At 72.7% G+C, this 13,700-nt stretch carries 11 protein-coding genes; 6 read left to right on the top strand and 5 right to left on the bottom strand.

Going from position 1 to position 13,700, the window contains the following annotated elements; all coding sequences use genetic code 11:
* Positions 1-19: 19 nt before the first annotated feature.
* Positions 20-1,186: a serine hydrolase domain-containing protein gene (locus FHU28_RS22295; RefSeq protein ID WP_184686427.1), complete on the bottom strand. Its 1,167-nt coding sequence runs from the start codon at positions 1,184-1,186 to the stop codon at positions 20-22.
* A gap of 235 nt (positions 1,187-1,421) precedes the next feature.
* Between FHU28_RS22295 and FHU28_RS22290 the strand changes: the two genes are divergently transcribed.
* A complete protein-coding gene (locus FHU28_RS22290) occupies positions 1,422-1,892 on the top strand; it encodes a hemerythrin domain-containing protein (RefSeq protein WP_184686426.1) in 471 nt (156 codons plus the stop codon).
* 51 nt (positions 1,893-1,943) lie between these two features.
* Here FHU28_RS22290 and FHU28_RS22285 read toward each other — a convergent pair whose 3' ends face one another.
* Positions 1,944-2,801, bottom strand: coding sequence for a hypothetical protein (locus FHU28_RS22285; protein WP_184686425.1), 858 nt, complete (start codon positions 2,799-2,801; stop codon positions 1,944-1,946).
* Between the two features lie 352 nt (positions 2,802-3,153).
* On the opposite strand from FHU28_RS22285, the gene FHU28_RS22280 reads away from it, so the two are divergent.
* From FHU28_RS22280 to FHU28_RS22260, 5 genes are all read left to right on the top strand, one after another.
* Positions 3,154-4,788, top strand: coding sequence for a cellulose-binding domain-containing protein (locus FHU28_RS22280; RefSeq protein ID WP_184686424.1), 1,635 nt, complete (start codon positions 3,154-3,156; stop codon positions 4,786-4,788).
* Between the two features lie 193 nt (positions 4,789-4,981).
* Complete coding sequence (locus FHU28_RS22275; protein ID WP_184689786.1) at positions 4,982-5,791, top strand: ABC transporter ATP-binding protein; 810 nt, start codon at positions 4,982-4,984, stop codon at positions 5,789-5,791.
* A gap of 28 nt (positions 5,792-5,819) precedes the next feature.
* On the top strand, positions 5,820-6,809 hold the full coding sequence (locus FHU28_RS22270) for an ABC transporter substrate-binding protein (RefSeq protein WP_184686423.1): 990 nt from the start codon (positions 5,820-5,822) through the stop codon (positions 6,807-6,809).
* 5 nt (positions 6,810-6,814) lie between these two features.
* On the top strand, positions 6,815-8,917 hold the full coding sequence (locus FHU28_RS22265; RefSeq protein WP_184686422.1) for an iron ABC transporter permease: 2,103 nt from the start codon (positions 6,815-6,817) through the stop codon (positions 8,915-8,917).
* A 45-nt stretch (positions 8,918-8,962) separates the two neighbouring features.
* On the top strand, positions 8,963-9,865 hold the full coding sequence (locus FHU28_RS22260; protein ID WP_184686421.1) for a siderophore-interacting protein: 903 nt from the start codon (positions 8,963-8,965) through the stop codon (positions 9,863-9,865).
* 53 nt (positions 9,866-9,918) lie between these two features.
* Here the strand turns inward: FHU28_RS22260 and FHU28_RS22255 are convergent, their stop codons facing one another.
* The 3 genes from FHU28_RS22255 to FHU28_RS22245 all read right to left on the bottom strand — a co-directional run bounded on the left by FHU28_RS22255 (position 9,919) and on the right by FHU28_RS22245 (position 13,681).
* Positions 9,919-11,703, bottom strand: coding sequence for an IucA/IucC family protein (locus FHU28_RS22255; protein ID WP_184686420.1), 1,785 nt, complete (start codon positions 11,701-11,703; stop codon positions 9,919-9,921).
* On the bottom strand, positions 11,700-12,284 hold the full coding sequence (locus FHU28_RS22250; protein ID WP_184689784.1) for a GNAT family N-acetyltransferase: 585 nt from the start codon (positions 12,282-12,284) through the stop codon (positions 11,700-11,702). Before FHU28_RS22250 ends, FHU28_RS22255 begins: the two co-directional genes overlap by 4 nt.
* Positions 12,285-12,394: 110 nt before the next feature.
* The gene (locus FHU28_RS22245; protein WP_184686419.1) at positions 12,395-13,681 is read right to left on the bottom strand and encodes a lysine N(6)-hydroxylase/L-ornithine N(5)-oxygenase family protein; all 1,287 of its coding nucleotides are present in this window, start codon (positions 13,679-13,681) and stop codon (positions 12,395-12,397) included.
* Positions 13,682-13,700: the final 19 nt, after the last annotated feature.

Here is a 13,700-nt window from a genome sequence, read left to right as displayed (position 1 = left end):
TGTGCGGCTGTGACCCGGATCAGCGGTGGGTGCCGCACAGGGCCGCGTCGACGGTGCTGGTGACCGCCTCCAGCATCTCCAGGCTGGTCGGCAGCGCGGTCACCGCGACCACGGCGCTGCGCCCGTCCGTGGTGGCCAGGTTGCGGGTCTGGAAGCCCTGGATGTCGCCGCCGTGTCCCCAGGCGTGGCCGCCGCAGGGCAGCTCGTGCCGGGCGATGCCCAGGCCGTACTCCCACACCCCGGTGGGTTCGAAGTCGGCCGCCGGCACCGTGCGCGTCAGGGCCGCCTGCTGGGCGGGCTTGAGCAGCTTGCCCGCCAGCAGCGCCTCGAAGAACGTCCGCAGGTCCGACGGCGTCGAGACGAGCTGACCGGCGGCCCAGCCCAGCGACGGGTCCATCCGGGTCACGTCGACCCACGGCGCGCCCGGCTCCACCGCCACGTACCCGCGCGGCAGCCGGCCCGGCAGGTCCTGCTCGCCGGTCTGCGGCCAGTAGGTGTCGCGCAGCCGCAACGGCTCGATGATCCGCCGGGTGATCTCCTCACCGACCGGGCGCTTGGTGACCCGCTCGACGATCAGCCCGGCCAGCACGAAGTTGGTGTTGCTGTACTCCCACTTCTCACCCGGCGGGAAGCGCCGGGACTGGGTGAGCGCCTCGTCCACCAGCCGGCGCGGGTCGAAGTAGTCGCTGCGGCGGTCCACCAGATCCTGCGCCTTGCTGAACACGACCTCGTCGTAGTCGGGCAGGCCGCTGGTCTGCTGCAACAGCTGGCGTACGGTGATCCGCCGCCCGTCGTTGCCGTTGGCGCGCACCATTCCCGGCAGGTAGCGCTCGACGGGCGCGTCCAGATCGACCCGCCCCTCGCCGACGAGCTGGAGGACGACCACGGCGGTGAACGTCTTGGTGTTGCTGCCGACGCGCACCCGGGCGTCGCGGGGAATCCCGGCGCCGGTGCGCAGGTCGCCGACCCCGGCGGTGTAGTCGCGCACCCGGCCGTCGCGGCGGACGGAGGCCAGCGCCCCCGGGAAGCCGTGCTCGGCGACCAGGCCGTCCAGTTGCTTCTGGACGGCGTCGGCGGCGGGACGCCGGGTGTCGGTGGTCGTGGCGGACGCGGCCGGCACACCGAGCGCGGTGACGGTCAGCAGGGCCGTGGCGCCGACTGCGACCGGGAAGGTACGGCGGGTCATGGGAACTCCTCGACGGAGGTGAACGGGTACGGCCTCAAGCCTCGGAGAATCGGGCTCCACGTTCCATACCGCCTGCTGCCCGAACCGGGGTAGCGCTGGCACTACTTGATGGGGCCGGTGCCGCCGGTTAGGCTCCGCGCAGCGTCGCGTGCCGGTGGCAGACCGTGTCAGGCATGGAGGCGCCGGACCGAAGGGAGCACGACGATGACACTCGTCGTCCCTTCGCCCTCTTCCCATGGCTGAGGGCGAACAGACCAGGCTGGTGGCCTGGAGCCGAGAGATGCGCGCCGTCCACGAGCGGCTGCGCGAGGCGTTGGAGGTGACCCGGCAGGCGCTCGCCGCCGGTGAGCCGGCGCGGCCCGCTACGCGGGACCTGCTGCTGTTCTGCCACGGGTTCTGCGCGGCGCTCACCGCGCATCACGCGGGCGAGGACCACAGCCTCTTCCCGGCGATCGCGGCGTGGCATCCCGGGCTGCGCGAGACGCTGGACCGGCTGCGGCAGGACCACTCGATGATCGGGTACCTGCTGGCCGGGCTGAGCGCGGCGGTGGCCCGCGACGCCCCGCCGGGGGAGTTGGCCCGGCACCTGGAGGGCGTGGCGGCGATCATGGAGTCGCACTTCCGGTACGAGGAGCGGCAGCTTCTGACAGTGCTGGAGACGCTGGCGCTGGACGCCGACCCGGCCGACGTCTTCGGACCGCTGTGACCCCGGGTCGCGGCCCGGCGGGATGCGCACCGCCGGGCCGCTACCGGGCGCTCAGTTCAGGCCGCAGGTGGCCAGCGCGTCCAGGTTCGGGCGCTGCGCGCCGACCCGGTTGAACGCGATCTCGATGCGGTCGAGCGCCGCGACGCGCTTGCTGCGCAGCGGCCCGAGGATCGCGTTGTCGATGAAGGCCGGTCCGCCTTCGGGGCGTACCGCGAGCTGGGCGAGGCGGGCGTTGGCGTCGGCGATCTGCTTGTCCAGCGTGGCCAGTTCGGCCTGCACCTGGCCGACGGCCGCCGCCGGGACGGCGGGCAGCGCGACGCGCGGGCAGTTGACCGTCCGGGCCTGTCCGCCCGCGTTGCCGTTCTGTCCGCCGTTGTTCCCGTTCTGACCCCCGGCGTTCCCGTTCTGGCCGCCCGCGTTGCCGTTCTGTCCGCCGGCGTTCTGGCCGGCGCCGCCGTTGACGGCGCTCGGCACGCCCGGGGCGTTGAGCGAGCAGGTAGCAAGGGAGTCCAGGTCCGGGCGCTGCGCGCCGATCCGGTTGAACGCGATCTCGATGCGGTCGAGCACGGCGACGCGCTTGCTGCGCAGCGGGCTGAGAATCGCGTTGTCGATGAAGTTCGGTCCGCCTTCGGGGCGTACCGCCTGCCGGGCCAGCCGCTCGTTCTGCCGGGCGATCTCCTGGTCCAGGTTGGCCAGTTCCCGCTCCACCTGGGCCGATGCCGCCGCCGGTACGGCGGGCAGCTTGTCGCGCACCGTCGGGCAGTTCACGGTCTGCGCGGCGGCAGTGGTGGCCGGGCGGTTGTTCTCGCCCGCCGACGCCAGTTGCAGCCCACCGGCGAACAACAGCGCCGCGAGGGCGCCCACCCCGCCAAGCTTCAGGACCGCGGTCTTGCGCGTACCCCTGGCCATGCACCTCTCCTCTGGTTGACCGGGAGGGGTGCGGCCGCTGCCGCGCCGCCTCCGCGGTGCGAAGTGACGACTGGAGGAATCGTGCTCGTGTCCGCTCCGGCATCGCGGTTCCGGCCGATGTTCCCGTCGGCGGTGGATACGGACCGAGGCGCGAGATCGTTCAGTGCGCCGGATGTTTGACCGCATCGACGTCCGTCGTTAGGCTGCGCTGAAAGCGCTTACTGTGCGGGAGACGTGAGCGTTCGTCCGTGATGACGCGGACGTCCGGGCGACAAGGCCCGCCCCTGACACCGACCGGGCATCGGTGCCGGTTGCGGCGCGGGCACCGCACCATCACCCGGAGGAGAGCAGCATGATCAACCGACACCGCCGTACGGTGTTGTGGACCTCGGCCGCGGCGACGGCGGCGCTCGCCGCGTCCGGCCTGGCCGTCGGCGCGACCGCCGCCCAGGCCGCCGCCGGCTGCCGCGTCGACTACGCCGTCACGGCGCAGTGGGGCGGCGGCTTCACCGCCAACGTCAACCTGACCAACCTCGGCGACCCGCTCAACGGCTGGGCCGTCACCTGGACCTTCGCCGCCGGGCAGACCGTCAGTCAGGCCTGGGGCGCCGAGATCACCGCCAGCGGCGCGTCCGTGCGGGCCGCCAACGTCAGCTACAACGGCAGCCTCGGCACCAACGCGACCACGTCGTTCGGCTTCAACGGCACCTGGAACAACAGCAGTAACCCGGTCCCGTCCGCGTTCGCGGTCAACGGCGTCACCTGCACCGGCGGCGTCACCCCCACCACCGGCACGCCGCCGACCAGCGCGCCGCCGCCGAGCAGCCCACCCCCGAGCACGCCCCCGCCCAGCACCCCGCCCCCGAGCACCCCGCCGCCCAGCACGCCGCCGCCGGCGGGCGGGGCGATCTACGCCGCGCCGAACGGAACCGCCGGGGCGGCCGGCACCCAGGCCAGCCCCACCACGATCGCCGCGGCGATCACCCGCGTCGGCGCGGGCGGCACGATCTACCTGCGCGGCGGCACCTACAACCTGTCCCAGACGGTCACCGTCGCCGCCGGCAACGACGGCACGTCGAGCGCCCGCAAGAACCTGTACGCCTACCCGGGCGAGACGCCGATCCTGAACTTCTCGGCGATGAGCGAGGACCCGGCCAACCGGGGACTGGCGCTCAACGCCTCGTACTGGCACGTGCGGGGGCTCGTGGTCGAGCGCGCGGGTGACAACGGCATCTTCGTCGGCGGCAGCAACAACGTCATCGAACGGACGGTGACCCGCTTCAACCGTGACACCGGGCTGCAACTGTCCCGGATCGCCTCCAGCACGCCCCGCGACCAGTGGCCCGCCAACAACCTGATGGTCAGCGTCGAGTCGCACGACAACGCCGACTCCGACGGCGAGGACGCCGACGGCTTCGCCGCCAAGCTCACAGTGGGCAGTGGCAACGTCTTCCGGTACGCGGTGTCGCACCACAACATCGACGACGGGTGGGACCTCTACACCAAGTCCGACACCGGGGCGATCGGACCGGTGACCATCGAGGACTCCCTCGCGTACAGCAACGGCACGCTCAGCAACGGCGCCCAGAACGGCAACGGCGACCGCAACGGCTTCAAGCTCGGCGGCGAGGACATCGCTGTCAACCACACCGTGCGGCGCACCATCGCGTACCGCAACGGCAAGCACGGCTTCACGTACAACCGGAACCCGGGCGCCATGACGATCTCGAACAACCTGAGCATCGACAGCACCGAACGGAACTTCTCGTTCGACGCCGGCACCTCGGTGTTCCGGAACAACACCTCCTGCCGCTTCGCCGGCAGTGGATCGAACGACAAGACGGTCGGCAACGTGGACAGCTCGAACCAGTTCTGGTCCGGCTCCAACGGCTCCCGGTGCGCCACGTACTCCGGGGCTCTGGCCTGGTCCTTCGCCGCCGACGGCCGCCTCACGGTGACCCTCGGCGGCCGCGCCGTCTCCCTCTGACAGCCCGCGCCCCCACTGCTTTGATCATGAGGTTGGCGGCCGGATCGGAGATCGACAACGCCGTCAACCTCATGATCGACCGGGTGGGGCGGGGTGGGAGGGGGAGCGCGGGGGAGGGGAGATCCGACCGAAGGACCGGCTTGACAGGATGATCGAGTCTTAGGTTAGCCTAACCTGCGTGACGAGCGGAGCGGTGCGGGCCGACGGCCTGACGGGCAGTGAGCTGCGGCTGGGCTACCACGGCAAGACGGTGGTGCACGACGCCGCCATCACGCTGCGGCCCGCGGCGGTGACCGCGCTGGTCGGCCCGAACGGCAGCGGCAAGTCGACGCTGCTGCGCGGGCTGGCCCGCCTGCACCCGCTGGAACACGGCGAGGTCGTGCTCGCCGACGGCACCCCGGCCCGGGCGCTGTCCGCCCGGGACTTCGCCCGCCGGATCACGCTGCTGGCGCAGAGCCGCCCCACCCCGAGCGGGGTCACGGTGCGCGACGTGGTCGGCTACGGCCGGCACCCGTACCGGCAGCGGTGGCGGGCCAACGACCCCGACGGGCCCGCGGCGATCGACCGGGCCATGAGCGTGACAGGTGTCGACGGCATGGCCGGCCGTCCGGTCGACGAGCTGTCCGGCGGCGAGCTGCAACGTGTCTGGCTGGCCACCTGCCTGGCCCAGGACACCGCGATCCTGCTGCTCGACGAGCCCACCACGTTCCTGGACCTGCGCTACCAGGTGGAGATCCTCGACCTGATGCGCGAACTCGCGGACACCGCCGGCGTCGCCGTCGGTGTGGTGCTGCACGACCTCAACCAGGCCGCCGCCGTCGCCGACCAGGTCGTGCTCCTGCACGAAGGCCGGGTCCGCGGCACCGGCACGCCGCACGAGGTGTTCACCGAGGCGGCGCTCACCGAGGCGTACGGCATCCGCGTCGAGGTGATCGTCGACCCGGTCACCAACCTGCTCTCCACACGTCCCGTCGGCCGGCACACGACCCGCATCCCCGCCTGACCGATCCCTGCACACAGAAGAGAAACCGATGTTGCGTACCCGCCTGACCCTGCTCGCCGCCGCTGCGGCGAGCGCGCTGCTGATCGCCGGCTGCGGCACCACCGAGGAGCCCGCCGCCGCACCGTCCCCCTCCGACGCCGCGCCCACCGGCCCGGTCACCGTCACCGACAGCCGGGGCAAGACCATCACCCTCAAGAGCCCCGCCACAAAGGTCGTCGGCCTGGAGTGGGGCGAGGTCGAGATGCTCGTCGGCCTCGGCGTCATGCCGGTCGGCGTGGCCGACCCCAAGGGGTACGCCACCTGGGTGACCGCCGCCCCGCTCGACCCGGGCGTCAAGGACGTCGGCACCCGGGGTGAGCCGAGCGTCGACTCCATCGTCGCCCTCCAGCCGGACCTCGTGGTGATGGAGGCCGAGCGCGGCTCCGCCGTCGTCACTCAGCTGGAGAAGTACGTCCCGGTGCTGGTCACCAAGGGCAGCGACGCCTCCGACAACATCGGCCGGATGCGCTCGGACCTGAAGATGATCGCCACCGCCACCGGGCGCACCGCGCAGGCTGACAAGCTGCTCGCCGACTTCGACGCCGCGCTCGCCGACGGCAAGAAGAAGATCGCCGACGCCGGGGCGGCCGGTAAGCAGTTCGCCATCGCCGACGGCTGGAAGGAGGGCAGCACCGTCTCGATCCGGATGTTCGGCCAGGGCGCGCTCGTCTCCCAGCTCGGCATCCAGCTCGGCCTCAAGAACGCCTGGACCGGCAAGACCGACGAGATGTGGGGCCTGGGCCAGACCGACGTCGAGGGCCTGAACGTCCTGAAGAGCCAGGACCTGCACTTCTTCTACAACGCCTCGGACGGCACCGACGTGTTCGCCGACGGCCTCTCCGGCAACGCGATCTGGCGTTCCCTGCCGTTCGTCCAGCAGAACAAGCTGCACAAGATGCCCAACGGCATCTGGACCTTCGGCGGCACGCTCTCCGCGAAGCAGTACATCGACCAGCTCGTCGCGGTCTACACGGCTTGAGCGCGATGACCGCCCCCGCCCCGCCGGGGCCGGCCACCCGGCCGGCCCCGGTCGGGCCGCCGCCCGCCCGGTGCCGCCGGGTCGCCGGCGCGTTCGCCCTCGCCGCGGCGCTGCTCGTCGCGATCACCGCGATGCACGTCACCCAGGGCACGTCGTCGGTGGGGGCGCTGGACCTGCTCCGGCTGCTCACCGGTGGTGACGACGAGGCCGCCCGGATCCTTGTCGCCTCCCGCCTGCCCCGGCTGCTCACCGGCCTCGCCGTCGGCGTCGCGCTCGGTTTCGCCGGCGCCGCGCTGCAGTCGACCACCCGCAACCCGCTCGCCTCGCCGGACACGCTCGCGGTGAACGCGGGCGCGCACCTGGCGATCGTCTCCACCGCCGCGTTCGGGATCGCGCTGCCGGCGCTGCCCTCGGGCGGCCTGGCGTTCTGCGGCGGCCTCGCCGCCGCCTCGCTGGTCATGCTGCTCTCGGCCGGCGGCCAGGCCGCCACCACCCGGCTCATCCTCGCCGGCTCGGCCACCGCGATGGCGCTGGCCTCGGTGACCATGCTGCTCCTGCTGCTGTTCGAGCAGTCCACCATCGGCCTGTTCGCCTGGGGCAACGGCTCGCTCGTGCAGGGCGACCTGGTCGCGTTCACCCAGCTCGCCCCCGTGATCGGGGTCGCCGCGCTGCTGCTCGTGGCGCTCGGGCACCGGCTGGACCTGCTCGCCCTCGGCGACGACACCGCCACCGTGCTCGGGCTCAACGTGCGCCGCACCCGGCTCACAGTGGTGCTGCTGGCGGTGCTGCTCTCCGCCGCGGCGGTCACCATGGCCGGGCCGATCGGCTTCGTCGGCCTCGGCGCGCCGGTGATCGTCCGGCTGCTCGGCAAGTGGGTGCCCGAGGTGCACCGGCACCGGGTCCTGATGCCGCTGGCCGGCATCGTCGGCGTGGTCATCGTGCTCGGCTCCGACGTGCTGCTGCGGGCCGTGCTCGGCGGGCAGGCCGGCGTCGACGTGCCGACCGGCGTGGTGACCACGCTCTTCGGCGCGGTGCTGCTGATCTGGCTGGCCCGCCGCCACCGCGACGCCGGACCGACCCGGCAGGCGCCGGGCGGTCACGCCGCCGTCCGCTCCCGCGGCTTCGTCGCCACAGTCATCGCGGTCTGCGCGGTCGTCGTCACCGCCGCGCTGGTGCTCGGCATGCTCTTCGGTGACACCTGGGTGCTGCTGGGCGACGTCGTCAACTGGCTGCAGGGCCGCACCGGCCCGGCGTACACCTTCGTGCTGGACGCCCGCTGGCCGCGGGTCGCCGCGGCGCTGCTGGCCGGCGCCGCGCTGGCCCTGGCCGGCACCACGGTGCAGGCGGTCTGCCGTAACCCGCTCGCCGAGCCGGGCATCCTCGGCATCACCGGCGGCGCCGGCATCGGCGCGGTCTCGCTGCTGACGTTCGCGCCGATGGCCGGCGTGCTCGCGCTGTCCGGCGCTGCCGGCATCGGCGCGGTCGCCGCGTTCGCGCTGGTCTACGGCCTGGCCCGGCGGCGGGGACTCAACTCCGACCGGCTCGTGCTGATCGGGTTCGCGGTCTGGCAGGGCGGTGCGGCGATCATCACGTTCATCGTGGTGTCCTCCGACCCGTGGAACACCGGCAAGGCGCTGACCTGGCTGTCCGGCTCCACCTACGGGCGTACCGCCCCGCAGGTGCTGCCGGTGGCAATCGCGCTGCTGCTGGCGCTGCCGCTGGTGGCCGCCGTGCGCCGTGAGCTGGACCTGCTGGCGCTTGACGACGACACCCCCCGGGTGCTCGGCGTGCGCCTGGAACCGGCCCGGCTGGTCGCGCTCGGCCTGGCGGCGCTGCTCACCGCCACCGCCGTGTCGGCGGTCGGCGTGATCGGCTTCGTCGGCCTGGTCGCGCCGCACGCGGCCCGCGCGCTCGTCGGCGGGCGGCACACCCGCGTCCTGCCGGTCGCGGTGCTGCTCGGCGCCACCCTGGTCAGCCTCGCCGACACGCTCGGCCGCACCGTGATCGCGCCCGCCCAGGTCCCCGCAGGTCTGGTCACCGCGCTGATCGGCACCCCGTACTTCGTCTGGCTGCTGTGGCGTTCGCGCGCCGCCGCAGCCGCCCGTTAGCCCGTTCACCGACGCGCCGCCCGCCGGCCGTGAGAGGAATAACGCATGACCAGCACCCTGGCCGTCGCGCCCTGGCGCGTCTTCGCCGTCGAGGTCCGCGCGCTGCGCCGCCTCGGCCCGTCGTTCCTGCGCGTGACGCTCACCGGCCCGGACCTGGACCGGTTCGCCGACAACGGGTACGACCAGCGGATCAAGCTGGCCCTGCCGCCGGTCGACGGCGCGTCCGGGGAGCTGCCCGACGGGCCGGACTGGTTCCCGCGGTGGCGTGAGCTGCCGGACGGGCTGCGCAGCCCGATCCGCACCTACACGGTCCGCGCGGTCCGCCCGGAGGCGTACGAGGTGGACGTGGACATGGCGCTGCACGGCGACGGCGGCCCGGCCACCCGGTGGGCGCGGCGGGCACGCCTCGGCGACCGGATCGCTGTGGTCGGCCCCGATGCCGGGTGGGACGGCCCGCACGGCGGGGTCGAGTTCCAACCGCCGGCCGGTGCGACGCTGCTGCTCGCCGGCGACGAGACCGCCGCGCCGGCGATCTGCGCGATCCTGGAGCGGCTGCCCGCCGGCACGCGCGGGCACGCGCTCGTGGAGGTGCCGGAGGCCGGCGACGAACTGCCCTGCCGGGCCCCGGCCGGCGTCACTGTGACCTGGCTGGCCCGAGCCGGCGCCCCGCACGGCAGCCGGCTCACCCAGGCCGTGACGAGCCTCGCCGACCGGCTGGTGCCCGTACCGGCCGGGCCGGCCGCGGCGCCGCTGGCCGAGGTGGACGTGGACCGGGACATCCTCTGGGAGGTGCCGGAGCGGCCCGACGGCGCGGCGGTCTACGCCTGGCTCGCCGGGGAGGCGGCGGTGATCCGCGGGCTGCGCCGGCACCTGGTCACCGAGCGGGGCATGGACCGGCGCGCGGTGGCGTTCATGGGCTACTGGCGGGCCGGTCGCGCGGAGAACTGATCGTCCCCACCGCCGTTGAAGCGGGCCGGCGCACGGCGCGCCGGCCCGCTTCGTCATCCGCGCCGCGCGTGCGAGGCGAGCGGGTTGACCAGGGTGCCGGCGAACTGCAACGCGGCCGACGGGTCGGACAGGTCCACCATCTGCTGGTTGTTGCGCAACTGGAGCCGGTTGAGGCAGGACAGCGTGAACTCCGGCGCGAACAGGTCGTGCCGGCGCATCCGGTCGGCCAGGTGCGGCACGGTCTCGGCGTAGCCGGTGGCGCACGCGGCGACCGTACGCCAGAACTCGTCCTGGTCGAGCACGCCCTGGGTGTGCAGGGCGGCGCTGAGGTGCCGCAGGAAGCAGTCGAACACGTCGGTGAAGATGGACAGGATCTTCTCGTCCTCCGGGATCGCGGCCCGGATCCGCCGTACCCGCTCCGGCAGGTCCGCGTCCGGGTCCATCACCACGATCTCCTCGGCGATGTCCTTGAAGACGACCCGTTCGACCACGCCGCCGCGCAGCACCAGGATGACGTTCTCGCCGTGCGGCATGAACGCCAGGTCGTAGGCGTACAGGCTGTGCAGCAGCGGCACCAGGTAGGCGTCCAGGTAGCGGCGCAGCCAGTCGACGGGGGCCAGCCCGGACTCGTCGATCAGCGCGGCCGCGAGGGACCGCCCGTCCCGGTCCACGTGCAGCAACGACGCCATGGTGGCCAGCCGCCGCCCGGGCTCCAGGGCGGGGACCGGGCTCTCCCGCCAGAGCGCCGCCAGCATCTTCCGGTACGGGGAGTACCTGTCGGTCGCCGCCTCGTACTGCCGGTGCCGGTAGCCGATCGCGGCCCGCTCCCGGATGATCGACAGGCCGGTGCGCTTGAGCACCGGGTCGTTCTCGATCAGCCCGGCCAGCCAGTCGTTGATCGCGGGCGTCGCCTCCATGTACGCGGCGGACAGGCCGCGCATGAAGCCCATGTTCAGCACCGACAGCGCGGTCTTCACATAGTGCTTGGCCGGGTCGCTGACGTTGAAGAAGGTGCGGATGGACTGCTGCGCGAGGTACTCGTCCGGGCCTTCGCCGAGGCATACCAGCCGGCGCGCGGCCACCTCACCGGCGAACGTGACGGCGAGCTTGTTCCACCACTGCCACGGGTGCACCGGCACGAGCAGGTAGTCGGCCGGGTCCAGGCCCAGCCCGGTGAGCATGGCGGTGAACCCGGCCAGTGTCTGCTCGCTCAGCTCGGCCCGCACCAGCGTGTCGTAGTCCAGGTCGTCGGCGCAGGTGAACGTGGTGTGGTCGCGGTGCGCGGCGAGCCAGAGCAGCCGTACCGGCGCGGCGGCCTCCGGGGCGTACGCGTGGTATTCGTGCACGCCGAAGCCGATGCGGCCGTTGTTCGCCACGAAGCATGGATGCCCCTCGGTCATCCCGGTCTCGATCGCCTGGAAGTCGGCGGCGGCCAGTTCGGCGGCGCTCACCGCGGGCTTGGCGAGCTTGTACGCGGTCCCGGCGAGCGTGGAGGTGATCTCCTCCAGGTAGACCGGCAGGATCGCGTCGGTGAGGCCGAGCGCGCCGCGCAACTCCACGCAGAGATCCACGGCGTCGGGCGGCAGGTCCGCGCCGTCGCGGTGGCGCACGATGCTGTCCGCGTCGATCTGCCAGTGGTCCAGCGCCAGCCGCTGCGCGGCGAACCGGTACTCCACGGCGCCGTCGTCGCTGCGGACGAGCCACTGTCCGGGGCCGGTGGGCTCAGGGGTGATCAGGCGTTCGTGGGCGAACTCGGCGAGCGCCTTGCGCACCAGCAGCCGGTTGGCGGTCGCCCACGCCTCGGGGGTCAGGTGGTCCACTGATGCGCTGGCGTTCACGCCGGTGCCCCTTCCTCGGTGGCGGGCGCGCCGGTGGCGGCCCGGAACTGGTCCCGGGTGCAGACGCTGAGCAGCGCCTCCTTCTCGGGCTTGCGGATCGGGCCGACGACTGTGAAGCCGACTGCGGCGTTGAGCGCGTGCACGGCGGTGTTGCGCACGTCCGGCTCGACCACCACCCGGCGGGTGGCGGGGTCGGCGAACAGCCACGCCATCACCGTGGTGATGACGGCGCGGGTGAAGCCGTGCACCGGCGTGTCGGCGGGCGCGCAGAGGAAGTGCATGCCGACGTCGCCGGGCTCCGGGTCGTACAGGCCGGCCAGCTCGACGTGCGCCGGGTCGTACCGTTCGGCCAGGAACGCTGGAGTGCCGCGCCACGATCCCAGGTACGCGTCGTGGTGCGGGTGGTCGGCGATGCGCCGGTACTCCGCGGCCACTGCGGCCACGTCGGCGTCCTGCATCAGCCAGAACGCGGACTTGGGATGGGTGACCCAGCGGTGCAGCAGCGCCGCGTCGGCGTCCGGGTCCAGCGGGCGCAGCGTGAACTCGCCCAGCGCGTCGTCGACGCGGGTGAACACGGTCATGCGGGGCTCGCTGGGCATGCGCTCGCGGCCCTCGCTTCGCTCGGTGCGCTCGCTCATGCTGGGCCGGCTGGGCATGCGCTCACGGCCCTCGCTTCGCTCGGTGCGCTCGCTCATGCCGGCACTCCGGCCGGCGCGCCGAACTCCTGGAACGCGATGGTCTTCTCCACCGGGTAGTGCTCCCGGCCGGTCATCTCCCGGATCAGCCACGAGTTGCGGTACGGGCCCATGCCCAGGTCGGGCGAGGTGATGCTGTGCGTGTGCGTGCCGCCGTTCTGCAGGAACACCCGGCGGCCGGTGTGGTCGACGCTGTAGTTGCGGGCCACGTCGAAACGGCTGTGGGCGTCGAAGCGCAGCCGGTCGCGTATCGGCGCGAGGAACTCCGGCACCCGGTAGTGGTAGCCGGTGGCCAGCACCAGCCCTTCGGTCTCCAGCGTGAACGCGCGGTCCTGCTCGGTGTGGCGCAGTCCGAGCCGGTAGCGGCCGTCGGCGTACGCCGCCTCGACCAGCTCGGTGTTCGTCAGCAGGCGGGTCGGCGCCGGGCCGTGCAGGCTCTTGGCGTACAGCAGGTCGTAGATGTCGTTGATCAGGTCGGCGTTGATGCCCTTGAACAGCGGCTTCTGCGCGGCGTCCAGCGCGTAGCGGGTCGGCTCGGGCAGCGCGTGGAAGTAGTCCACGTAGTCCGGCGAGGTCATCTCCAGCGTGAGCTTGGTGTACTCCAGCGGGAAGAACCGCGGCGAGCGGGTCACCCAGGTGAGCTGGTAGCCGTACGTGTCGATGTCGCCGAGCAGGTCGTGGTAGATCTCGGCGGCGCTCTGACCGCTGCCGACGATCGTGATGCTGTCCTTGGCCCGCAGCGCCTCCCGGTGCTCCAGGTAACGCGAGTTGTGGATCAGGTCACCGCCGAGTCCGGCGCAGGCCGGCGGCAGGTAAGGCGGGGTGCCGGTGCCGAGCACGAGGTGCCGGGCCCGGTGGGTGACCGGCCCGTCCGGCGTGTCGGCGCGCACCACGTAGCGGTCGTCGGTCTCGTCGTACTCGACGGCGGTGACGGCGTGCCGGAAGCGCAGGTTCGGCAGCTTGGCGGCGGCCCAGCGGCAGTAGTCGTTGTACTCGGCGCGCAGCGGGAAGAAGCTCTCCCGGATGTAGAACGGGTAGAGCCGGCCGGTCTCCTTGAGGTAGCTCAGGAACGAGTACGGCGAGGTGGGGTCCGCGAGCGTCACGAGGTCGGCGATGAACGGCGTCTGGAGCCGGGTGGATTCCAGCAGCATGCCGGGATGCCAGTCGAAGCTGTCGCGGGCCTCCAGGAACAGCCCGTCGAGGTCGTCGATCGGTGCGGTGAGGCAGGCCAGGCCGAGGTTGTAGGGGCCCAGCCCGACGGCGATGAAGTCGTGGGTCGACATGGGGTTCTCGTTCTCCTCG

Source organism: Micromonospora echinospora, assembly GCF_014203425.1.
Taxonomy (GTDB): domain Bacteria; phylum Actinomycetota; class Actinomycetes; order Mycobacteriales; family Micromonosporaceae; genus Micromonospora; species Micromonospora echinospora_A.
Note: the sequence above shows the minus strand (reverse complement) of the source record. Positions and strands in the feature narration are given on the sequence as shown.